18 protein-coding genes are annotated in these 22029 nt (G+C 72.5%); 1 reads left to right on the forward strand and 17 read right to left on the reverse strand.

The genetic code is table 11. The features are described from left to right. Positions 1-30 precede the first annotated feature (30 nt). From WMF27_RS16405 to WMF27_RS16415, 3 genes are all read right to left on the reverse strand, one after another. Complete coding sequence (locus tag WMF27_RS16405) at positions 31-714, reverse strand: potassium channel family protein (protein ID WP_437767941.1); 684 nt, start codon at positions 712-714, stop codon at positions 31-33. A gap of 117 nt (positions 715-831) precedes the next feature. Continuing rightward, on the reverse strand, positions 832-2790 hold the full coding sequence (locus tag WMF27_RS16410; protein WP_437944273.1) for a TrkH family potassium uptake protein: 1959 nt from the start codon (positions 2788-2790) through the stop codon (positions 832-834). Positions 2791-2875: 85 nt separating this feature from the next. After that, entirely contained in the window at positions 2876-4456 is a 1581-nt protein-coding gene (locus WMF27_RS16415) for a CotH kinase family protein (RefSeq protein ID WP_437944274.1), read from the reverse strand. A gap of 250 nt (positions 4457-4706) precedes the next feature. Here WMF27_RS16415 and WMF27_RS16420 point away from each other — a divergent pair, with 250 nt between their 5' ends. Continuing rightward, a complete protein-coding gene (locus WMF27_RS16420; protein ID WP_437944275.1) occupies positions 4707-5990 on the forward strand; it encodes a hypothetical protein in 1284 nt (427 codons plus the stop codon). Positions 5991-6001: 11 nt separating this feature from the next. Here WMF27_RS16420 and mnhG read toward each other — a convergent pair whose 3' ends face one another. The 14 genes from mnhG to WMF27_RS16490 form a co-directional block, all read right to left on the reverse strand. Then, a complete protein-coding gene (gene mnhG, locus WMF27_RS16425; RefSeq protein WP_437767937.1) occupies positions 6002-6376 on the reverse strand; it encodes a monovalent cation/H(+) antiporter subunit G in 375 nt (124 codons plus the stop codon). Beyond that, entirely contained in the window at positions 6366-6647 is a 282-nt protein-coding gene (locus WMF27_RS16430; protein ID WP_437767936.1) for a monovalent cation/H+ antiporter complex subunit F, read from the reverse strand. Before WMF27_RS16430 ends, mnhG begins: the two co-directional genes overlap by 11 nt. A 1-nt stretch (position 6648) precedes the next feature. Then, complete coding sequence (locus tag WMF27_RS16435) at positions 6649-7146, reverse strand: Na+/H+ antiporter subunit E (protein WP_437767935.1); 498 nt, start codon at positions 7144-7146, stop codon at positions 6649-6651. A gap of 4 nt (positions 7147-7150) precedes the next feature. After that, positions 7151-8641: a proton-conducting transporter transmembrane domain-containing protein gene (locus tag WMF27_RS16440; RefSeq protein ID WP_437767934.1), complete on the reverse strand. Its 1491-nt coding sequence runs from the start codon at positions 8639-8641 to the stop codon at positions 7151-7153. Then, positions 8638-8988, reverse strand: a complete 351-nt coding sequence (locus WMF27_RS16445; protein ID WP_437767933.1) for a sodium:proton antiporter — start codon at positions 8986-8988, stop codon at positions 8638-8640. The genes WMF27_RS16440 and WMF27_RS16445 overlap by 4 nt, the downstream gene beginning before the upstream one ends. Beyond that, on the reverse strand, positions 8985-9407 hold the full coding sequence (locus WMF27_RS16450; protein ID WP_437767932.1) for an MnhB domain-containing protein: 423 nt from the start codon (positions 9405-9407) through the stop codon (positions 8985-8987). The genes WMF27_RS16445 and WMF27_RS16450 overlap by 4 nt, the downstream gene beginning before the upstream one ends. After that, positions 9389-11707, reverse strand: coding sequence for a hydrogen gas-evolving membrane-bound hydrogenase subunit E (gene mbhE / locus WMF27_RS16455; RefSeq protein ID WP_437767931.1), 2319 nt, complete (start codon positions 11705-11707; stop codon positions 9389-9391). Before mbhE ends, WMF27_RS16450 begins: the two co-directional genes overlap by 19 nt. Positions 11708-11754: 47 nt before the next feature. Continuing rightward, the gene (locus tag WMF27_RS16460) at positions 11755-12768 is read right to left on the reverse strand and encodes a universal stress protein (protein WP_437767930.1); all 1014 of its coding nucleotides are present in this window, start codon (positions 12766-12768) and stop codon (positions 11755-11757) included. A 244-nt stretch (positions 12769-13012) separates the two neighbouring features. Next, positions 13013-13609: a hypothetical protein gene (locus WMF27_RS16465; RefSeq protein WP_437767929.1), complete on the reverse strand. Its 597-nt coding sequence runs from the start codon at positions 13607-13609 to the stop codon at positions 13013-13015. Positions 13610-14025: 416 nt separating this feature from the next. Next, entirely contained in the window at positions 14026-15498 is a 1473-nt protein-coding gene (locus WMF27_RS16470; RefSeq protein WP_437767928.1) for an ATP-binding protein, read from the reverse strand. A 506-nt stretch (positions 15499-16004) separates the two neighbouring features. Continuing rightward, positions 16005-18806: a cation-translocating P-type ATPase gene (locus WMF27_RS16475; RefSeq protein WP_437767927.1), complete on the reverse strand. Its 2802-nt coding sequence runs from the start codon at positions 18804-18806 to the stop codon at positions 16005-16007. A 375-nt stretch (positions 18807-19181) separates the two neighbouring features. Then, positions 19182-19577 carry a hypothetical protein gene (locus WMF27_RS16480; RefSeq protein WP_437767926.1) on the reverse strand — a complete coding sequence of 132 codons (396 nt, stop codon included), beginning with the start codon at positions 19575-19577 and terminating at the stop codon, positions 19182-19184. Continuing rightward, positions 19574-20566, reverse strand: coding sequence for a flotillin-like protein FloA (gene floA, locus WMF27_RS16485; protein ID WP_437767925.1), 993 nt, complete (start codon positions 20564-20566; stop codon positions 19574-19576). Before floA ends, WMF27_RS16480 begins: the two co-directional genes overlap by 4 nt. Before the next feature lie 5 nt (positions 20567-20571). Further along, positions 20572-21957: an NfeD family protein gene (locus WMF27_RS16490; RefSeq protein ID WP_437767924.1), complete on the reverse strand. Its 1386-nt coding sequence runs from the start codon at positions 21955-21957 to the stop codon at positions 20572-20574. Between the last annotated feature and the right edge of the window lie 72 nt (positions 21958-22029).

Genomic DNA, 22029 nt, shown 5'->3' on the forward strand with positions numbered 1-22029 from the left:
GGGCGCCTCGACGCGGGACACGGAGGCCGATCAGCCCCCGACCTCGGCCACGAACCGGCTCACGTCGTCGCCGTCGCCCACGAGCAGCAGCGTGTCGCCGTCCCGGATCACGTAGTCCGGCGTGGGCGCCTCGAGCCGCGGCTTGTCGCCGGGCAGCTTGCTCGTGTGCGGCCGCACGCCGAGCACGTTGATACGGTACCGCTGGCGGATCTTCGAGCCGGCGAGCGTCTGCCCGACGAGCGGCCCGTGCGCGTTCCAGGGGACCACGCGGTAGTGGCTGGCCAGATCGAGCAGGTCCTGGGCGAGCGGCATGGTGATGTCGGCGCCGATGCGGCGGCCCATCTCGGTCTCGATCTGGATCACCCGGGCCGCGCCCACGGCGCGCAGGATGTCGGCCTGGCGATCGGTGGCGGCGCGGGCGATCACCTCGCGCACCCGCATCCGGACCAGGGAGGCCACGCAGAGCACCGACGGCTCGAAGTGCTCGCCGAACGTCACGATCGCGGTGTCCGCGTACTGAGCGCCGATCCCCTCGAGCACCTTGTGCACCGTCGCGTCGCCGACGAAGGCGGCCGAGGTCTTGTCCTTCACCGCGTCGACCGCCTCGGGGTTGTTGTCGATCGCGATCACCTCCGCGCCGTTCTTCCAGAGGGTTTCGACGATCGACGTGCCGAACCGGCCGAGCCCGATGACAAGGACGCTCTTCGATCTCATGGTCTCGCGGCGCCGCCCGGCGGCGCGCGCCGCGAACGTCTCACGGATCCGCGGCAAGCGCCACTGATCCGCGGGCCGGGCGGGGCGCCGGGGCCGGGCCGCCGGCCGGCCGCGCGCTCAGCCGATGCCGACGCGCTCCTCGGGCAGCCGGTAGCTCCGCGCCCTCGCCTGGTTGGCGAGCGCCAGGGCCATGGTCAGCGGCCCGATGCGGCCGATGAACATCGCGAGCGTGACGACCACCTTGCCCGGCGCGCTCAGCGACGGCGTGACGTTCGCCGACAGCCCGGCCGTGGCGAACGCGCTGACCGCCTCCATCGCGAGGCCCATCGGGTCGTGCGGCTCCAGGGCGAGCAGGATCAGCACGAACACCGAGACGAGCACCATGCTGAGGAACGCGACCCCGAGGGCGCGGCGCACGGTGGCCGCGGGGAGCGTCCGCCCGAGCAGGTGCGGCGCCTCGTCGCCGCGCAGCTCGGCGCGCAGCGCCGCGAACAGCGCCGCGACGGTCGTGACCTTGACCCCGCCCGAGGTCGAGCCCGGCGCGCCGCCGATGAACATCATCATGGAGGTGAGCATCAACGCCGCCGGGCCCATGAGGCCGAAGTCGACCGTGGTCAGGCCCGCCGAGCGCGTCATCGCCGACTGGAAGAAGCTCGCCATCACCTTGACGGGCCACGACAGGCCGGCCATCGACCGGCGCCACTCGAGCAGCAGGAAGCCCGCCGCGCCGGCCACGAACAGCACCGCGGTCGTGAGCAGCACGACCCGGCTGTGCAGCGACATCCGCGGCGGCCGCTCGCCGCGGAGCCGCAGCCGGAGCCGGCGCACGAGCTCGTCGTGGACCGGGAAGCCCAGGCTGCCGAAGATCACGAGCCCCCCCAGCACGACGGAGACCGCGGGCGAGCCGACCAGCGGGACCAGCCCCCCGCCGAACAGCGAGAAGCCCGCGTTGCAGTAGGCGCTGACCGCGTGGAAGACGGCCGCCCAGAGGTGATCGCCGGCGCCGGACAGGGGCTCGCCGGGCACGGGCCCGGAGGCGATCTGATGGTACGGCAGGAAGCTGAACAGGAGCGCGATCGCCCCCACGAGCTCGACGCCGAGCGTGAACAGGACGATCGCGGCCACGTTGCGGCGGAGGCGGGCGAACGACTCGGCGTCGATCATCTCGGCCATCACGGCGGCGTCGCGCAGCCTGAGCCGCCTGCCGGCGAGGATGGCGAAGAACGTCGACAGCACCATGATCCCGAGCCCGCCGATCTGGACCAGCAGGAGCAGGACCGCCTGGCCGAACGGCGTGTACGTCTCGGCGATGCCGTGGACGGCGAGCCCGGTCACGCACACCGCGCTCGCGGACATGAACAGGCCGTCGATGAACGAGGCGTCCTCGATGTGCCGGAGCGACTGCGGCAGCGTGAGCAGGAAGCTGCCGATCAGCGTGGCGACCCCGAACGACACGGCCATGAGCCGCGCCGGCTGCTCCGCGGCGGTGGCCATGAGCCGCTCGAGCGGCCGGCGCCCGAGCAGGCCGCCGAGGGCCAGGGAGAACGCGAGCACGGTGTACGAGCGGTAGAGCACGACGCCGCGGTGCCCCGTGTCGCCGGCCGGCTGCCAGACGAGGAGCCACTTCTCGCCGATGCACGCGAGCAGCAGGCCGAGCGCCAGCAGGAACAGCGCGAGCCGGGGCCGGCTGGCCTCGGCCTGCGCGCCGGTGAGCGTCCGGTGCGCGCGCTCCAGCGAGACGACGGCCACGACCCAGGCGGGCACGAGCAGCGTCTCCAGCGCGGTCAGCGCCATCGAGGCGCGCGGGGTGATCGCGAACGCGAGGTCGACCCCCAGGAGGACGGCGCTGCCGGCCAGGAGGGAGGTCGGTCGCATCCACGCGGCGCGCGGCCGGGGCGCGACGGCGGCGGCGGCGGCGGCGGCGGCGGCGGCGGCGGAGGGCGGCGGCACGGACGGCGCGCCCGGCGAGGCGACCGTCAGCGCCGGCTCCGCGCGATCGCCGCGGCCGCCGGGCCGGTGCGCGCGCGGCGCTCCCGACCAGGACGAGGGGGGAGGCGAGGGATCCACACGCAGCATTCACGCCGCCATGTCGGGCGGTGTCAATGTCCGCTCCGGCCGCGCGACGATCGGCCAGCGGCCCCGCGCCGGGCGGGCGCGCCGATCAGTAGAGCGCGTCCTGGTGCCGCCACCGCTCCGAGATCCACGCCTTCAGGTACGCGATCTCCTCCTCGTACGTCGTGAAGTCGCCGCGCCCGCTCCAGCCCTCGTAGCTCCGGTACGCCTCTCCCCACCTCGCCTCGTCCCGGCGCGCGCTCGCGTCGATGCGCGCCACGTAGCCGTCCACGATCGCCTGGATCTCGGCGTCGCCGAGCGCGCCGCGCAGGACCTCTCCGTAGCGGGCGCGCAGCGGATCGCCGATCGAGGGCTCCTCCAGGAGGCGCTGGAAGAGGAGGTTCACGCCGAGGTACTCGACGCGATCGGAGGCCGGCTGGCGCTCCGTCTGCCACGTCTGGCCGAAGCTCGCGTTGAAGTCCCACGGCGCGTAGCGGAACACGCCGCCTGCGACCGGATCGCGGTAGTGGTAGCTGTTCTTTCCGGCCGAGTCGTCGGCCATGATGAACGTGGCGAAGATCCACCAATCCTCGTAATCGCGCAGATCGATCCTCGACCCGATCTCCGCGGCGAACACGGCCTCTTTGGACGTGGCGACGAAGCTCACGAGGTCCTCCAGGTCCGCGAACGCCTCCGGCTCGCCCTCCGGCGGCGTCCCCTCTTTCTTCTCGAAGCCGTCGTGCAGCGTCTCCTTCGGCTCGCCGTTGTGCGCGGTCAGCGCGAAGTTCGCGTCGTGGCTGACCGCCTTGTAGAGGTTGCCGTCCTGCGAGTACCCGTGGTCCTCCATGAGGTAGCCGTCGACGTGATCGGCCACGGTGTAGAGCCCCGCGTACTGCCCGTCGAGGTACACCACGGCGCTGTACGTCTTGATCTGGATGTGCTCCGGATCCAGGCGGTTCCAGAGGTCGTACGCGAGGCGCTGCCGGACATAGGAGTTGTCGTCGAACGTCGTGATGAGCACGACCTTGCGGCGATCGGTGAACCCGCCGGCCTCGTCGGGCTCGTTGAACTTGTCTTCCTTGGGGAACTTGAGGGTGAAGCTGTTCTTCGGATACCCGAGCGAGCTCTCGCCGCGGAGCTCCGCCTCGGCGTTGTACGTGCGGCCGCGGTAGACCACCGTGGCCGGCGCGTACTCCTTCGCTTCTGGCGTCGGTGAGAGGAAGAGGACCGGCAGGCCGTACTCCTCGGGATAACGGGCCGGATCGACGACAGGCACGTTCGAAGGATCGGCCCAGTCGTCGGCGACGCCGATCTTGACGCGCCCGACCTCGGACGTCTGCGCGACGCGGATCTCGATCTCGTAGACGGCGGCCTGGTCGAGCCCGGGTGAGAACGTCACCTCGCGCGCGACCGGGTCGTAGGTGGCGCCGTCGGGGAGCGGACCGACCTCGATCGCGCCGTCGGGGAGCGCGAGGCCGGTCGCGCACGTCACGGGGAACGTCACGGTCTCGCCCTCGAGAAGCCAGTGCGGTCCGCCGCCCGACGGCTCGCAGCGCGACCCCTCGGGGCTCGACGTCCCGCCAGCGGTCGCGCCCGCGCCAGCGGTCGACTCGCCGGAGCAGCCGGCACCTTGCAAGGATCCCAGGACCAGGGCCGTCGCCAGCGGCAGGAGAAGGCGGAGGTTGCGCATGCTGGCGATCCTAGCCGAGCGCGCGCGGCTCGGCCCCCCGCGCCGGATGTGCGCTGGCATCCGCACGCGCGCCGACACGCGCCTCTCCGCTCTCACGTCGTCGACGCTCGAGGACCGCCGCCGCCCTCGTCGAGCCCGGCCCTTGACACACCGATGACTCGCTATTAAACAATCGTTTCAAACGGTAGATTGACAGGAGCGCTCGCGGGGATGCGGCTCCTGAGCCGACCGCGACGACAGGAGGCGTGTGATGACGAGGGGCGAAGCTGTGCGCAGGGCGCGGAGCGCGGCGGTGTTCGTGCTGGGGGCGGTGGGGACGATGGGGTGTGGGGGCGACGGGGAGGCGCCCGCGCCGCCGGGGCCGGAGGTGACGTGGTACCGGGACATCCAGCCGCTCGTGGAGCGCTCGTGCGCCTCATGCCACGACGGCGCGGGCGTCGGCGGGGTGGCGCTGACGGACGCGGCGACGGCGCAGCGGCTGGCCGCGCTCATGTCGCTGCGGGTGAGCGCGGGGGACATGCCGCCGCCGGTGCTGGACCCGAGCTGCCGCAGCTACGAAGGCGCGGAGAGGATGAGCCTCAGTCAAGAGGAGCGCCTCCTCTTCGACGCATGGGCGCGCGACGGCGCTCCGCTCGGCGATCCGGTCGATTCGCCGCCGCCGCGGGGCCGGGCGGACACGATCGCGTCGCCCGACGCCACGCTCGAGATGCCCGAGGAGCACGACGTCTCCCTCGACGACGACGGCAACGAGTACTTCTGCACGATCGTCGACAACCCCTTCTCCGAGCCGACCTGGATCACGGCGTTCGAGGCGGAGGTCGGCAATCCGGCCGTGGTGCACCACATGGCCGTGTACCGGGATCTCGGCGGCGACGCGGGCATCGGTTACGGCGTCGCGCCGGGGACGCGCGCATTTCCGTGCCGCGATCCGGTCATCGAGCTCGACTGGCAGCTGCTCCACAGCTGGGCGCCCGGCGTCGGGGTGACGCGGCTGCCGGAGGGCGCCGGGGTCCGCGTCGAGCCCGGCGAGCAGCTCGTGATGCAGATGCACTATTTCGGGCGCAGAAACTCGGACGCGCGCGATCGGTCCGGCTACCGCCTGGAGCTCTCGCGCGAGGCGCCTCGCGCCGAGGTCTACATGGATGTGTTCGGCCCGGTCCCCTTCACGATCCCCGCGGGCGCCGAGGCGCACACCGAGCGGAGCGCCGCGCCGAACGAGGGCCCGCCGCTGCTCGTGTACGGCGTCATGCCGCACATGCACGTGCTCGGCCGCTCCTACCGGGCCTGGATCGAGCGCGACGGGGGAGCGAGCGAGTGCGCCGCGCGCGGTGAGTTCGAGTTCCACCACCAGGCGCTCTACATGTTCGATGAGCCGATGCGCTGGGGGTCGGGCGATCGCTTCGTCACCGAGTGCACATGGGACAACACGGTGGACAGCGAGGGGCAGTTCTCCCTGCCGCCGCAGGACGTGCCCTGGGGGGAAGGGACGAATCAGGAGATGTGCTTCATGATCGCGTATCTGTCGAAGGAGTGAGCTCCATCGGCTCACCCGTCCTCCTTGAACTCCTTTGCGCGCTCGGGTTCGCCGCGCGGGCGCTGCTCGGAAGGCCCGTACTCGTCGACCCGCGTTCCGGGCGCCCGCACGCCGCTGCGGTACGCCGCTCGCGCGAGGATGTGCGCGCCGAGGGGCGCGGTCACGGCCACGAAGAGCAGCGCCAGCGCCGCCTTGGTCACGCTCGAGAGCTCCTTGAAGTGCAGCGCGAGCGCGGCGAGCAGGAACGCGAGCCCCAGCGTCGCGGCCTTGGTCGGCGCGTGGATGCGCGCATAGAAGTCCGGCAGGCGCAGGACGCCGAGCGACGCCACGAACATGAAGAACGTCCCCGCCACGGCGGCGGCGATCTCGAGCGCGCTAGCGAGCAAGGGAGCCCTCCAGGTAGGCGGCCAGCGAGATGGTGCCGATGAACCCGAACAGCGCGGTCACCAGCACCATGTCGATGAACGCGTCCGTGGCGAGCAGCATCGATGCCACGAGCGCCACGCCGACGACATTCATCAACAGGCAATCGAACGCGAGCAATCGATCGAAGTTCGTCGGCCCGCGCGCGATGCGGATCGTGCAGAGCCCGATGCCGACGCCGAGCACGAAGAGCGAGGCGAAGAGGACGGCGGACCGCGGATCGACGCTTTCCATGTCATTCCTCCAGCGACGGCGGCAGCCCGCGGCCTGCGGCGCGCTGGATCAGACGGACGAATCGGCGCAGCCGGCCGCGCAGCTCCGCGGGATCGCCCGCGTAGAGCGAGTGGACGTAGAGCGCCTGCTCCTCCAGGCCCACGTCGACCGTCAGCGTGCCCGGGGTCAGGGAGATGAGGCAGGCGAGGAGGATCGTCTGCACGGGGCTCAGGGCGCGTACATCCAGGCGGACGAACGCCGGATGGAACACGGGCCGCGGGCGGAGGATGTCGCGCGCGAGCGTGAGGTTCGACAGGACGAGCTCCGTGACGAAGCTCCAGGCCAGGGCGAGCACGCCCGCCGCGGCGCGCGCGTAGAAGCTCCTGCCGAGCGCTCGCTCGGTGAGCGCGATCGCGCCGAAGCCGACGAGGAAGCCCACGACCAGGCGCCCCAGGGAGAACTCCACCTGGAGCAGGACCCAGACGATCGCGAGGAGCAGGTTCAACGCGAGGTGGTTCATCGGCTCATCGTCGCTCCAGGAGGACCGCGTCCACGTACGGCGTCACCTCCAGGAGCGCGGTCGCTGTCTGCTCGAGGTGCGCGAAGAGCGGCGCCGCCGCGAGGCCCAGGATCACGGTCAGCGCGCCGAGGCCGAGCGTCGCGCCCAGCATGCCCCGGTCGCGGCCGGTGCGAGGCATGCGCAGGCAGGTGGGCTCTCCCCAGAAGACGGCCGCCCATATCTTGAGCATCGACGCGAGCGTGAGGAGACCGACGACGAGGGATACCGTGGTGGCGACGACGGCTCCGGCCCGGAAGCCGGCGATGACGAGGAGCAGCTTGCCCCAGAACCCGCTGAGCGGGGGCAGTCCGGCCAGCGACATGGCAGGGACGAGGAAGCCCGCGGCCACCCACGGGTGGGTGCGCGCGAGCCCGCGGGCGTGGCCGAGCGCCCCGGGCACTCCGATGCTCTCCACGACGCCTCCTGCGAAGACGAGCGCTGTCTTCGCGACCATGTTGTGGAGCGTGTGGAACAGCCCCGCCGCGATCGCGATGGGGCTGAACAGCGCTAGCCCGAAGATCATGTAGCCGACCTGGCTCACGATGTGGAACGACAGGATGCCGCGCACCGTGCTTCGTCCGAGCGCCCCCACGACCCCGATGACCATCGTGACGGCGGCGATGACCAGGAGCGCTGGGCGGAGCGCGCCGGGCGCGGCGTCGCCCAGGAGCGGGACGGCGCGGAACAGCGTGTAGACGCCCACCTTGGTGAGGAGCCCGGCGAAGAGGCCGTTCACCACGGCCGACGCCTCCGGGTACGCGTCGGGCAGCCAGAAGAACACCGGCGCCAGGGCCGCCTTGACCATGAAGACGGCGATCACCAGCGCTCCCGCGCTCCAGAAGGCGGAGGGCAGGCCCCCCTCGCGGACGCGCACCGCGAGCTCGGCCATGTTCACGGTGCCGGCCGTGCCGTAGACCGCGCCGACGCCGCCGAGGAGCACCGCGCTGGCGACGAGGTTGATCACCACATACGCGAGCGCATGCCGCTGCGCTTCCGCCCGGGTGCCGAGCGCGAGCAGCGCGAAGGACGAGAGGAGCATGAGCTCGAAGAAGACGAACAGATTGAAGAGATCCCCGGTCACGAGGGAGCCGTTGACCCCCGCCATCATGAGCTGCTGGAGCGGGTAGAAACACCGCCGCTCGCGCGCGCCGCGCAGCGATCCGGGCGCGTAGGCGAGCGCGGCCAGGGCGACGATCGACGCGAACAGCAGCATGAGGGCGGAGAGCGAGTCCGTCACCCACACGATGCCGACGCGCGGGCTCCAGCTCCCGATGGCGAGCACGAGGATCGCGCCGCGGGTCGTCCGGGCGGTGATCGAGAGAGCGGTCGTGAAGAGGAGGGCGCCGCCGGCGAGCGACAGCCACCGCTCCAGCCGAGGCCGCCCGGAGAACAGCGCCAGGAGCACGGCGGTGAACAGGGGCAGCAGCACCGGGACCACCACGATCGCGGCGTTCATGCGTCGTCCCTCCCGGACGGCTCATCGCCCCCCTTCCTCCGGTGGATTTCGACGGCCATCGCGAGCAGGAAGGCGGCCATCCCGAAGCCGATCACGATCGCCGTGAGGATGAACGCCTGCGCGAGCGGATCGGCCGTGGGGCGGGCGAGGGCGGCGGCCGGCTCGTCCTCCGGGATCAGCGGCGGCGCCGCGCCCGCGGGCATCCCCGAGGCGGTCAGCACGAAGAGGTTCACGCCGTTGGACAGCAGGAAGAAGCCGATCGCCACGAGCTGCACGTCGCGGGACAGCATGAGATACAGACCCGCAGCGAGGAGCACCCCGGCGGCGATCGCGGCGGCTCCGATCACGGCGGCGCCTCCGCGGCGAAGGCGTCGAGCACCTGGATCGCAGCGCCTACCACCGTGAGATAGACCCCGACGTCGAAGAGCAGCGTCGTCGAGAGGCGGAGCGCGGGAGCCTCGGCGGCGCCGATCGGCACGTGGTAATGGGTCAAGAAGCTCTGGCCGCGCGCGACGGCTGGCAGCCCCGACGCCGCGGCGACGAGCAGGCCGACCCACGGCATCCGGCAAGCGAGCGGGGAGAGCGCGGCCCGCACCGCGCCCGCGCCGAAGGCCAGGGCCGCCAGGACGAACGCGATGGTCGTGACGAGCCCGGCGATGAAGCCGCCGCCCGGCGCGTCGTGCCCGCGGAGCAGCAGGAAGAGCGCGAAGACGACGATCAACGGGAGCGCCCCGGTGGCGACGTAGCTCAGGAAGGGCGATCGCATGATCCGGACCCCCCTGGCCTGGACGCCGGCGCCGGCTCGCGCCGCGGGCGCAGCGCCGCCACGCCGAGCGCGGCGACGGCGAGCACCGTGATCTCGCCGAGCGTATCGGCGCCCCGGAAATCCACGAGGATGACGTTGACGACGTTCCTTCCGTGGGCCTCGGGGAGCGACAGCGCGCGCTGTTCCGCTCCGGCAGGGGCGCTCGGAGGATGGACACCGGTGTTCCACGCGAGGCTCGCCGCGAGGGCCGCCACGGTGCCGGCCACAGCGGCGTGGGTGATGCGCACCCCGCGAGGCCGCGCGTCGGGAGCGAGCCTGGGGAGCCTGCGAAAGACGAGCAGGAGCAGGATGAGAGAGACCGTCTCGACCAGGATCTGCGTGAGCACGAGGTCGGGCGCGCGGAAGAGGATGTAGAAGACCGCGACGCCGTACCCCGCGACCGCCATGGTCACGATCTTGGCGACACGGCTCGTCCCGAAGGGCGTCAGCGCGGCGCCGGCGACGATCATGAACGCCGGGAGGCAGGCGACCCCGAGATCGGGGCCCCACGTCCCCGTGGCGCCGAGCCCATCCCCCAGGGCGGCGGCGGCGCACGACGCCGCGGCGGCGAAGAGGAGCATCACCGCCAGGTAACGTGGCAGTCCGCCGGCCTGTACGGCTCGACCGGCCCAGCCCGAGAGGCGGAGGACGACCCCGGAGATGCGGTCGGAGAGGATCTGTGTCTCCGGCTCGCTGGGGGGCTTCGCGTGCCGCCTCCAGAGGAGATAACCGCCCGCCCCCAGCGCGATCGTGATCAAGCTGAGGGCGAAGAGGGCGTCCACGTGGTGCCACACGGCCAGCCACCCCAGCCGCTCGGCTCCGGGCTCGAGCAGAGAACCCAGCCGCCCGGGAGCCACGCCGCCGATCACCTGCGGGGCGAGCAGGAGGAGGGGGACGACCAGCAGCCATGGCGAGAGCTGGTGTCTCGGATGGCCGCGATCTTCGGGCGGAATGTCGGGGCCCCAGAACGAGCCGACGAAGAGCTTGAGCGCATAGGCGACCGCGAGGGCCCCGCCCACGACGGCCGCCACGACCGCGATCACGCCGGCCGGGGAGCGATCGGTGAGCAGCGCCTCGAAGAGGACCTCCTTGCTGATGAAGCCGAACACGAAGGGAAAGCCCGCCATGGCGGCGGCGCCGAACCCGATCAAGACCCCGGCGACCGGCTCGCGCCGGAACCAGTGCTCCCTCTTCAGCACCGAGAGATCGCGTGTCCCCGTCACCTTCTCCATCCAGCCGACGAGCAAGAACAGAGAGGACTTGTACAGCGCGTGGTTCGCTATATTGAGCAGCTCACCGCGCGTCCCTGCCCTCGCATACAGGCCGTAGAGCGCGGTCAGCACGCCGAGGTACGCCACCGTGCTGTAAGCGAGGAGCTTCTTCAGGTCCCAGGCCCGGACGGCGTCCCATCCGGCCACGACGAAGGTGGTGAGCCCCACCGTGACGAGGACGGGTTGCCAGGCGGGGGACGCGTGAAACACCGGGAACAGGCGGCCTATCAAGAAGATGCCGCCCTTCACCATCGTGGCGGAGTGGAGATACGCGCTGACGGGCGCGGGCGCGGCCATGGCGCCCGGGAGCCAGAAGTGAAACGGGAACTGCGCCGATTTGGTGAACGCCCCGGCGAGCAGGAGGAGGAGCGCGGTGACATGGACCGGGTTCGCCACGATCTCGCCCGCGCGCGGGGCGAGATCGGACAGGTTGTAGGTGCCGGCCATCTGCCCGAGCAGCACCACGCCGGCGAGCATCGCGAGGCCCCCTGCGCCCGTGACCAGGAAGGCGCGGACCGCGCCGCTCCGCGCCTCCGGATCGGTGAAGTCCATCCCGATGAGCAGAGCGGACGTGATGGTGGTCAGCTCCCAGAAGACGTAGAGGAGCACGAGCGAGTCCGAGAGGACGACCCCGATCATGGCCCCCATGAACGCGAGGAGCGTCGCCCAGTAGGCGGATTTGCCCTTCGGTCCCAGGTAGGCGCGGCTGTACTGGACGACGCCGAGGCCCACGCCCGCGACGAGCAGCACGAAGAAGGCGCCGAGGCGGTCCAGGCGCAAATTCGCGGTGATCCCGACGGAGGGGAGCCACTCGATCGGGATCGTCGTCGACGCACCCCCGGACACCTCGGACCAGCGCGGAAGCATGAGGAAGAGCACGAGCACAGGGGGGAGGAGCGCGACGCGTCCAGCCCACCGCGGCGAGAGAAACAGCGCGAGCGCCGCGCCCAGGAAGGGAATGGCGATGGTCCATGCGAGGGTCGGTAGCATGCGAGAACCCCTGTTGCCGAACGGGGTAGGCCCCGCCTGGCATGCGGCTACGCTCTGCCCTGCATGCCGCCATGGGCTCTCCGATCTGCGCGCGCGCTCCGCGTAGACCATCGCGCCCGTGGGCGTCGGCGCCGCATGGGTTGCGCCGCGGGCTCGCCGCGCGAGCTCGAGGCTTCTGCCGGCGCGTAGGTCGCGGGCACACACACGGCGCTGCACGGCAGGCTCGGCTGAAGGATGGCGCGCCAGACGGGCGCGCGCCACGGGGGACCTTGCGACGGATCGCGAGCGAGGATCAGGAGATCGACCTGCTCTCGCCAGGCCAGGCGGAGCAGCTCGGCGGCCGGATGACGGGTGACAATCTCGATCTGTGATGTCGCCCCGTCGAGCGCGCGCGGTTCGACCGGGCTGCGAGCCCCGCCCAGGGGCCTGTCGCGGTAGGGATGCACGACGCCTCGGGTCGCCGCGGCCGACACGAACCGCGTCCAGGAGCTCACGGGGCCGAGCTCCCGGTGAAAGGTCGCGACGAGCGCTTCGAGCGGCCCCGCGCCGTCGAGCTCGGTGAGCCAGCCCAGAGCGGCTCGAGAAGCGTCAGAGGGATCGAGCGCTACCAGGACGCGCAAGCAGCGCTCGCCTTGCAGCCAATCGACCAGGCGATCGCAGCGCTCGGTGACCAGCACCGGGACGGGCGAGCTCCGGAGTATTCTTTCGACGCCGCCCCCGAACAGCCGCTCGAGCCGGTTCGCGGGGCGGCGCGAGATCACCATCAGGCGGGCTCGGCAGGCGCTCGCGATCTCGGCGAGCCAGACGTGCCGGAACCCGGCGACGAGCCGCGCCTCGACCCGCGCTCCAAGCTGCCGCAGCGCTGCAGTCTGGCGATCGAGCATCTCGCGCTCCGGATCGAGCAGCGCGTTCTCTTCGTGGCCGATCAGGAATTCGGAGCCGAGCTCGTCGACGACGTGGACGAGATGGAGCTCCTCGCCGAGCCGCTGGGCGAGCGACGCGGCGGCCCGCCCAGCTTGCTGTGCGGCTGGAGAGAAGTCGGTGTCGCAGACGATCGGCATGGACTACCGTGGAGCAGCGAAAGGTGTGCCTGCCTGTGCGGCGTGCGGCGATTGCGCGCTCGGTTGCTGGTCGAGCGACCGCGCAGCCGCCTCGCCCGTCCCGACCGGTCGCGCGCGGCGTCCCGCTACCGCTCGTCGAGCACGGCCGAGTGATGCTGGCCACGACCACGGAGGGCGACACAGCGCTGCGACCGTCATCGTGGCCACCACCTGGCGCGCGGCGGGCGTCGTTGCCGCGAAACGCTCACCGGGCGGGCTTCGTCGCCGCCTTCGCGGCGACCCCGGCCGCGTCGATGCGCTGCTCGAGCTCGCTCAGCTTCCTGTCGATCTCCGCCCTCGCCGAGCTCCAGGGCTGCTTCGTGTCCTTGCCTAGCTCGTTCAGAGCCCCGATCACCTCGCGGTGCTTCGCCTCGATCTCTTGCAGCGCATGGTCGACGGGGCCCCGGTCGACTGCAGGCACGGTGGGCGCCTGCGCCTTGAGCTCCGCCGCCCGCAGCTCCAGGAGCCGAGCCCGCTTGCGCGCGTACTCGATGTAGTCCTCTTTCGTGTCGTGGCGCGCGTCCTTGAGCGCCTCCTGGAGCTCCCGGCGCTCCTCGGCCACGTCCTTGCGCACGTCGGCCCGCTCCTGCCTCGCTTCTCTCTTGGCCTCGGCGATCTCTTTCTGGGCCTCGCGCCGAGCTTCGGCGATCTTCTGATCCGCCTCGCGCTGGATGCGCGCGATCTCCTCCTGCGCCTCTTTGCGGGCCTGAGCGAGGTCCTCTCCCGGGTTGCGGTCACAGGCGACCACGAGCGCCGCGGCGGCCATCGCCGAGACCAACGATGCGTTCCTGTAGAACATCATGCGTCCTGCTCCCCTGATTCAGAGTTGCTTCACGCACGGTCGAGCCGGTGCGTGAACGAGCGCAGCCACCCGCACGTGAGAGGCTGTAGTGCCCTCGGCTGGTCGGGGCACGCGACGTTCGCATGCAAATTCGCGCCCCGATCGCCGCGTGCGAGCGACGGAGCCCGGCGCTCGGGGCCAAGCGCGCCGAAGCGCTCGACGACACCTGTGGTGGAGCGCGTTCGCGCGCGCGCGGGCGCTCTGCTCGACGAGGCGCACCTCGCCCGAGCGGCATCCTCGATGCCATCAGCTGCCGGTGCGACGAGCTCGGGTCAGCCATGTCCATTGACATGATGGTCAGGCCGGGGATGTCCAGGGGTAACCGAGACGTCGAACGTATCGTCGTGGTCGTCGCTGCGGCTCTCTCACCAACGCGCTCAGCTCCGCCGCGCCGATGCCGCCCGAGCGCTCGGCGACATCGGGCCCGTTTCGCCCTCCGCGAGGGGCAGCTCGAGGAGGAAGACCGATCCCTGGCCGGGCGCGCTGCTCACGCCGAGTGACCCGCCGTGCGCCTCGGCGATCCGCCGCGCGAGCCACAGCCCGAGCCCCACGCCGGGCACCAGCTCGCGGCACGCGCCGACGCGGCGGAACGGCTCGAAGATCCGCTCGACGTCCTCCGGCTCGATGCCGATGCCCTGATCGGCGACCGTGACGAAGGCACGATCGCGGTCCTCTCCCACGGAGACGGTGATCCCTCCTCGCTGAGGAGAATACTTGATGGCATTGCTGATGAGGTTGTTGAGCACCTGCGCGATGCGCGACGGATCACAGCGGGCGACCACCGGTCCCGCGGCGCTCGAGACGATGATCTCATGAGCCGATGACAGAGGTTGGAAGAGCTCCGCCGCCTCGCGCGCGAGCTCGCGCAGATCGCAGGCCTCCAGCTTGAGCTCGATCCGGCCGGCGTGGATCCGGGTGGCGTCCAGGAGGTCGCCGACGAGCCGATCCATCCGAGCGACCTGCCGTGCGACGAGATCGTTCGCCCGCCGGGCATGCTCCGCGGTCGGCGCCGGGCCGGTCGGGTCGAACCTGCCGACCTTCATCTGGAGCGCCGTCAGCGGGTTGCGGAGGTCGTGGGCGACGCCGGCGATGAAGGTGAGCTGATTCTCCTCCTGGCAGACCAGCGTGTCCGCCATGCGGTTGAACACGCCCGCGATCGAGCGCAGCTCCGCGGGCCCCGTGGCCCGGGCGCGCGCGGTCTTGTCGCCGCGCGCGAAGCGCTCGATGGCCCGCTCGAGCTCCGACAGCGGGGAATGGACGAAGCGCTCCAGGGCGACGAGCGACGCCACGATCGCGATCGCGGCGAGCAGGGCGACCCCGATACTCAGCACGTTCGCCGTCGAGTCCCAGGCGACGGCCTGGCGCATCGCGGCCCGGGTCTGCTGGCTGTTCTTGTCGACGAAGTCCTGGAGGCTCGTCATCGCGGCGTCGAGCAGCGGAGAGGAGGTCCGGATGGCCTCGCCCGGCGTCGCGCGGCCCTCGAGGAGGGCTCTCCGGGAGGCGAAGTAGTCGTGCATGCCCTGCTCCACCTCGCGCAGCAGCGATTCCTCCTCCGGGCTGCCGACGTATTTGCGGACCTCGACGAGGCGCCGGTCCGCGCCGGCGACGATCGCCTCCAGCGCAGGGCCGGTGTCCTCGGCGGAGGCCAGCGAGCCCTCCGCCGACGCCAGCGCGAGGTTGCTGAGGCGGTTGTACTGCGTCATCTGCTGTTGCAGCTCCATCGCCAGCCGTACGCCATCGACGCTATCGTCGATGAGGAGCGCCGTCCGGTGAAGAAACGTGGTCAGCAGCCACATCGCCGCCGTCGATAGCAGCAGGAGCACGGCCAGCACCGCGATCACTCCTTTCACGATGGATCGCAGGCTCGCTCGGCCCGCCTCCGCGCACGACCTCGGCTGTCCATCGTCGGGCGGGCGCTGATGATTCGCGGACATGGGAGGCATTATGACAGCGGCCGCGCATCGCGTCGGCGGCTTCGAACGCCGGTCGGCCCGGCGCCCGCGCGCCCTTCCAGGCCACGGCGCAGGCGCCGCTCTTCACGTGCCCTGACGTCGTAGGAGCGCCGCTCGCAAGCCCGCGGCGGCGGTAGGAAGATGCGGAGCTCCCAGGTCGGAAGCGTGCCGTCGGCGCGCACCAGCGTGCTCGCGGTCGCCGGCGGCGTGGTCGCCCTGTGCCTGGCCGTCCATCATCTCTGGCCCGCTGTGCTGTCGCTGCTCGTCGGCGGCGCCGTCTACTACCTGCGCCGGGATCCCCGGCATGCTGCTCGCGGTGCCGGTCGCGGGCCTGGCGAGGACGGCGCTCGACATCTTCTATCGGGAGGCGTGGTGCGAGCGGGCCGAGTGACCCGCGCCCGCCGTCACGGCGCGCGCCGCTCGCGCCGGCGCGCGTGGGCCTTGCGGAGCTCCTCGACCCAGAGCACCAGGCTCCCGACGGCGCCGATGGCGGCGACCTCCTGGATCGGCAGCGGCACGGTGTGGAACACGTCGTTGAGCGGGGGGGCGAAGATCACGGCGGCGTGGAGCGCGTTGCCGAGGAGGAGCCCCGCGATGAGCCAGCGGCTCTTCGCCAGGTCGAGGCTCAGCCCCGAGGCCCGGTCGGAGCGGCAGTTGAGCACGTTGAACCACTGGGCGACGACGAGCACCGTGAACGCCTCCGTGCGCGCCTGGACGAGCGGGACGCCCAGCGACAGGCGGTAGGCGAAGTAGCCGAGCGTCGAGGCCGCGATGGCCGGGACGATGAACACCATCCGCCGGAGGACCTGGGACGAGAGCAGCGGCTCGCCCCTGGGCACGGGCGCGAGCCGCATCTCGTCCCCCTCGGGCGGGCCCATGATGAGCGGCACGGTCACGAGCCCGCTCGTCACCAGGTTGACCCAGAGGATCTGCACGGCGACGAGCGGGACCGGGAGGCCGATCACGAGCGCGGTGACCAGGGCGACGACCTCGGCGAGGGAGCTCGATCCCAGGTACAGGATGAGCCGCTTCAGGTTCCGGTGGACGTGCCGTCCCTCGGCGACGGCATCGACGAGCGTCGCGAAGTCGTCGTCGGTGAGGACGATCTTCGACGCGCCCTTCGCCACCTCGGTCCCCGTGATCCCCATGGCGACGCCCACGTCGGCGCGGGCGAGCGCCGGAGCGTCGTTCACACCGTCGCCGGTCATGGCCACGATGTCCCCGCGGGCCTGGAACGCCTCGACGATCCGGAGCTTCTGCTCGGGATGCACGCGGGCGAACACCGAGATCCGATCGAGCTTGCCGGCGAGCTCCTCGTCCCCCAGCGCGTCGAGCTCCCGCCCGTCGACGGCCACGTCGCCCTCGCGCGCGATCGCCAGCGCGCGCGCCACCGCGAGGCCCGTCGCCTTGTGATCGCCGGTGACCATGACCGGGCGGATCCCCGCCTCCTGGGCCGTGAGCACGGCGCCGCGCGCCTCCGGGCGGGGCGGATCGAGCTGCCCCACGAGGCCGAGGAGCTGGGCCCGGCCCGCGAACGCCGCGTACCCGCGCTGCGGCTCGATCGTGGCCTCGTCCACCAGCGCGATCGCGAGGACGCGGAGCGCGCGATCGGCCATGTCCTCCCACGCGCGGCGCGCCTCGCGCGCCTCGCCGTCGCCGAGGGGCTCGGCGCGCCCGCCCCGCCGGACGCTGGCGCACAGATCGAGCACCGACTCCGGCGCGCCCTTGATGAGCACGCGCGGCGCGCCGCCCCGGCCGTGCTGCGTCGCCATCATGCGCGCGGCGGCGTAGAAGGGGATCTCGCCCTGCCTCGGGGACCGGCCCCGCTCGGCGCGGACGTCGAGCCCTCCCTTCGCGGCGACCGCCAGCAGCGACGCCTCGGTCGGGTCGCCGAGGGCGCGCCATCGGGGCTCGTCGTCGTCGGGCGGGACGAGCTCGGCGTCGTTGCAGAGCAGGCCGGCGAGGAGCAGCTCGCGCGCGTCCGCGTCCGCCCCCGCGTCGATCGCGCGGCCGTCTTCGGTGAGGCGCCCGGAGGGCTCGTACCCCGTGCCCTCCACCTCGACGCGCCGGCCGCCCGGGAGGTAGAGCACCGTCACCGTCATCTCGTTCCTGGTGAGCGTCCCCGTCTTGTCGCTGCAGATGACGTTCAGCGAGCCGAGCGACTCCACCGCGGAGAGGCGCCTCACGATCGCGCGGCGCGCGGCCATCCGCCGCACGCCGAGCGCGAGCGCGACCGTGACGGCCACGGGCAGGCCCTCCGGGATCAGCGAGACGAGCTGGCTCACGGCGATCATCGAGATCTCGACGAGCGGCAGCCCCCGCAGCGTGCCCAGGGCGACCACGGCGCCGCACATCACGATGCCCGCCGCGATCACGTGGCGCCCGAGCTGCGCGATGCGCTGCTCGAGCGTCGTCTCCGGCTCCTCGCCCGTCGCGGTGAGCGTCGCGATCTTGCCCACCTCGGTGCCCGTCCCCGTCGCGACGACCAGCGCTCGCCCGCGCCCCGCCGTCACGTGCGTGCCCGACCAGACCATGTTGGCGCGATCGGCGAGCGGGGTGTCGGGCGCGGTAGCGCCCGGGGCCTTGGGCACGGGGACGGACTCGCCGGTCAGCGCGGCCTCGGCGACCTCGAGCGAGGCGGCCTCGATCAGCCGTGCGTCGGCGACGATCGCGTCGCCGGCCGCGAACAGCACGACGTCGCCGGGGACGAGCGCCCGCGCCTCGAGGAGCAGCTCGCGCCCGCCGCGGACGACGTGCGCCGTGAGCGCCGACAGCCGCCGGAGCGACGCCAGCGATCGCTCGGCGCGCCCCTCCTGGACGGCCCCGATCACGCTGTTGAGCGTGACGACGGCGAGGATGACGGCGGCGTCGCTGCGCTCGCCCAGCGAGAAGGCGAGCGCCGCGGCGGCGAGCAGCAGGTAGATGAGCGGGCTCCGGAGCTGGCGCAGGAGGACCGCGAGGAGCGAGGTCCGCCTCGCCTCCGGCAGGGCGTTCGGCCCGAAGCGCGCGAGGCGCTCCCGGGCCTGGTAGTCCGCGAGGCCCGCGCCCGGGTCGACGTCGAGCTCCGCGAGCAGCGCCTCGACGGGCACCGCGTGGACCGGCCGCCCGGTCCCGTCCGGCGGCGCCGCCGCTCCGGCGGGCGGCCGGTCTCGATCCGCTCCGACGGGGCCCTCCGGGCGCCGCTCCCCCTCGGTACGCTCCAGCATGGCGCAGGCGCGCAAGCGCGTTCCGTGCCGCGGGAAGGCCGCCTGTCGCGAGCGCGGCTAGGGCGATCCCGCGCGCAGCGACCGCCCGGAGACCGGCAGCGCGAGCAGCCGCAGCACGCCGCCGCGTGGCGCTTCGCCCGCGGGCGGGTCCCCGGTGCGCGTCATCCGCCCTCCTGTTCTCGCCCGCGCTCACCGAGCGCGCGCGCGAGGCTCACGCCGCTGGCGATGAGCCCGACCCCGATCCAGCGCGACCTGACACCGCGCCGCGGAGTACGTGAACGGGCGCCCCGCGCTGCGGACCTCCCAGATGCCTCGGCGCGCGCCTGGGGCCACCCCCGAGGCGCCGGGGGCGAGGCCCTCGCCCCGCGCGTCCACTCAGCCGTGGCGGTCCACCCTGCGGTCCAGGATCGCCACCAGCGCGAAGGTCCTGCGCAGGCTGTCCCGGCGGCGCAGCGCGCTCGCCAGCGCCGCGCGCCGCGTCGCGTGGCGGCGCGCGGCGGGGCGGGGCCCGGCGCCCGCGCCGGGGCCGTCCCCCGGCGATGCCCAGGTCTGCTCCTCGGGCCGCGGCGCGGCCGGTGAACCCCGGAGCCGCCCCGCGGACCGCGGCGCGGCGCGCGCGGGCCGGCCGGCCGGTCCCGTGTCGGGCGGCGCGCGCGGGAGCGCCTCGCCGTCCTCTCGCCGCTCGCGCGCCCGGCCGAGCGCCGCGCCGAACCATGACATCAGCGCAAAGAGCAGGAAGAGCGCGATCAGCAGCAGATCGGCCAGGCTCACGGGTGTCCGCTCCGCTGCTGGAGCGCCTCCGTGGTCCCGTCGGCGCCGGCCATGTCCGACGCGATGGCGCCGCGCATGTTGGTGTCCGCCTGGACGTTCTTCATCCGGTAATAATCCATGATGCCGAGGTTGCCCCGGCGGAACGCGTCGGCCATGGCGCGCGGCACCTCGGCCTCGGCCTCGACGACCCGCGCCCGCATCTCCTGCTCCAGCGCGACCGCCATCGCGCGCCGCTCCTCCGCCTTGGCCTGGGCGATCTGCTTGTCCGCGTTGGCCTGATCGATCTGCAGCTTGGCGCCGATATTGGCGCCGACGTCGACGTCCGCGATGTCGATGGAGAGGATCTCGTAGGCCGTCCCGGCGTCGAGCCCCCGCGAGAGGATGTTCTTCGAGATGTGATCGGGGTTCTCGAGCACCTGCTTGTGGGTGGCCGCCGAGCCGATGGTGCTCACCATCCCCTCCCCGACCCGGGCGATGATGGTCTGCTCCCCGGCCCCGCCCACGAGCCGCTCGATGTTGGTCCGGACCGTCACGCGGGAGATCGCGATGAGCTGGATCCCGTCCTTCGCGACCGCCGCGACGCGGGCGGTCTCGATGACCTTCGGGATCACCGACATCTTCACCGCCTCGAGCACGTCGCGGCCGGCGAGGTCGATGGCCGCCGCGCGCTTGAACGGCATCGGGATGTTCGCCTTGTCCGCCGAGATGAGGGCGTTGACCACGCGCACCACGTTGCCCCCGGCGAGGTAGTGCGCCTCGAGGTCGTTGACGGAGATATCGAGCCCCGCCTTGACGGCGCTGATGCGCGCCGTGACCACCGTGCCCGGCGGGACGCGCCGGAAGCGCATCCCGACGAGCGTGAGCAGCCCGACGTACGCGCCCGAGGCCCAGGCCGCGATCCAGAGCGGAATCGGGATCATGTAGAGCCCGACGAACAGCGCCGCGAACAGCAGCAGGACGAGCCCGAACAGGCCCAGATCGATCCCCATATCCGTCACCCCCCTTTCCCTTCCGCCGCTATCCGGCGCACGACCACGCGGTTGCCTTCGACGCGGATCACCTCGATCGCCTCGCCGGCCTCGATGAACTCGGCCTCGGACACCACATCGACCCGCGCCTCGCCGATGTGCGCGATCCCGGCCGGCCGGAGCGTCGAGGTGGCGATACCGCGCTCGCCCGGACGCGGCACGCTCGCCGGGGCCTCCTGGCCGGCGGCGACGTCCGCGCCGAGGCTCGTCGCCAGGATCAGCCGCCGCCCGAACGGGAGCCGCGGCACGAAGCGCAGCGCGACGAGCGCGCCGGCCAGCGCGAGCGCAATGGCCAGCGCGACCTGGCCGACGGCCGCGAGGGCGCGCTCGAGCGTCACGCCGGCGCCGACCAGGCTCATGCTCAGGCCGGCGATCAGCGCGATCGCGCCGAGGACGCCGGCGATCCCGAAGCCGGGGATCACGAAGACCTCGAGGCCGATGAGCAGCAGGCCGGCCGCGGCGAGCGCGATCTCCTCCCAGCCGACCAGGGCCAGCAGCCATTGCGCCCAGAAGAACAGCACCAGGCAGGCGGCGCCCACGAGGCCCGGGATCCCGAACCCCGGCGTGCGCAGCTCGATCAGCAGGCCCATCATCCCGAGGCTCAGGAGGAGCGAGCTCACGACGGGCATGGTCAAGAACCGGAGCGCGCGCTCTGCCCAGCTCGGCGACACGGCGTGGATCTCCGCGCCCTCCAGGCCGAGCCGGGCGAGCACGGCGTCGATGCCGTCGGCCTGGGCGTCCGCGACGCCGAGCGAGAGCGCCTCGGCGGTCGTGAGCGTGAGCAGCTTCCCCGGACCCACGACCCCCTCGACGGCGACGTCCTCGTCCACCATCGCCTCGGCGAGCTCCGGGGGCCGCCCGCGGCGCTCGGCGGTCGAGCGGAACTCCTTCCTGACGTACGAGGTCGCCTTCTCCCCGGCCGGCTCCGCGCCCTCCGGCCCGGCGCGCACCGGCGCCGCGGCGCCCAGGGTCGCGCCGTCCGCCATGACGATCTGCTCTGCCGCGAGCGCGATGAGCGCGCCCGCCGAGATCGCCCGCGGGTCGACGAAGACGACAGTGCGGAGCGGGGTCGCGAGCAGCGCGTCCCGGATGACGATCGCCGCGTCGACGCGCCCGCCGAGCGTGTTCATCGGCAGGATCAGCGCGCTCGCCCCTGCCGCCTCGGCCCCGGCGATCGCGCGCTTCACGAAGGCCGCCAGCCCGGCGTCGATCTCGCCCTGGATCGGCGCGACGTGGACCACCGGCGCGGCCGCGGCGCGCGCCGACGACGCGAGGAGCGTGGCGACGAGCGCGAGCACGCACGGAATCCAGCGCAGCAGCTGCGCGCGCAGGCGCCTTCCTGTCAGCGACACGCGTCTCACCCTCGGGCGGACACCTAGAGCGGTGATCGCCATGGTGAAAGGCGTCGGCGTGCGCGGCGAGAT

It is taken from the genome of Sorangium sp. So ce281 (genome assembly GCF_051527395.1).
Lineage (GTDB): Bacteria > Myxococcota_A > Polyangia > Polyangiales > Polyangiaceae > Sorangium > Sorangium cellulosum_B.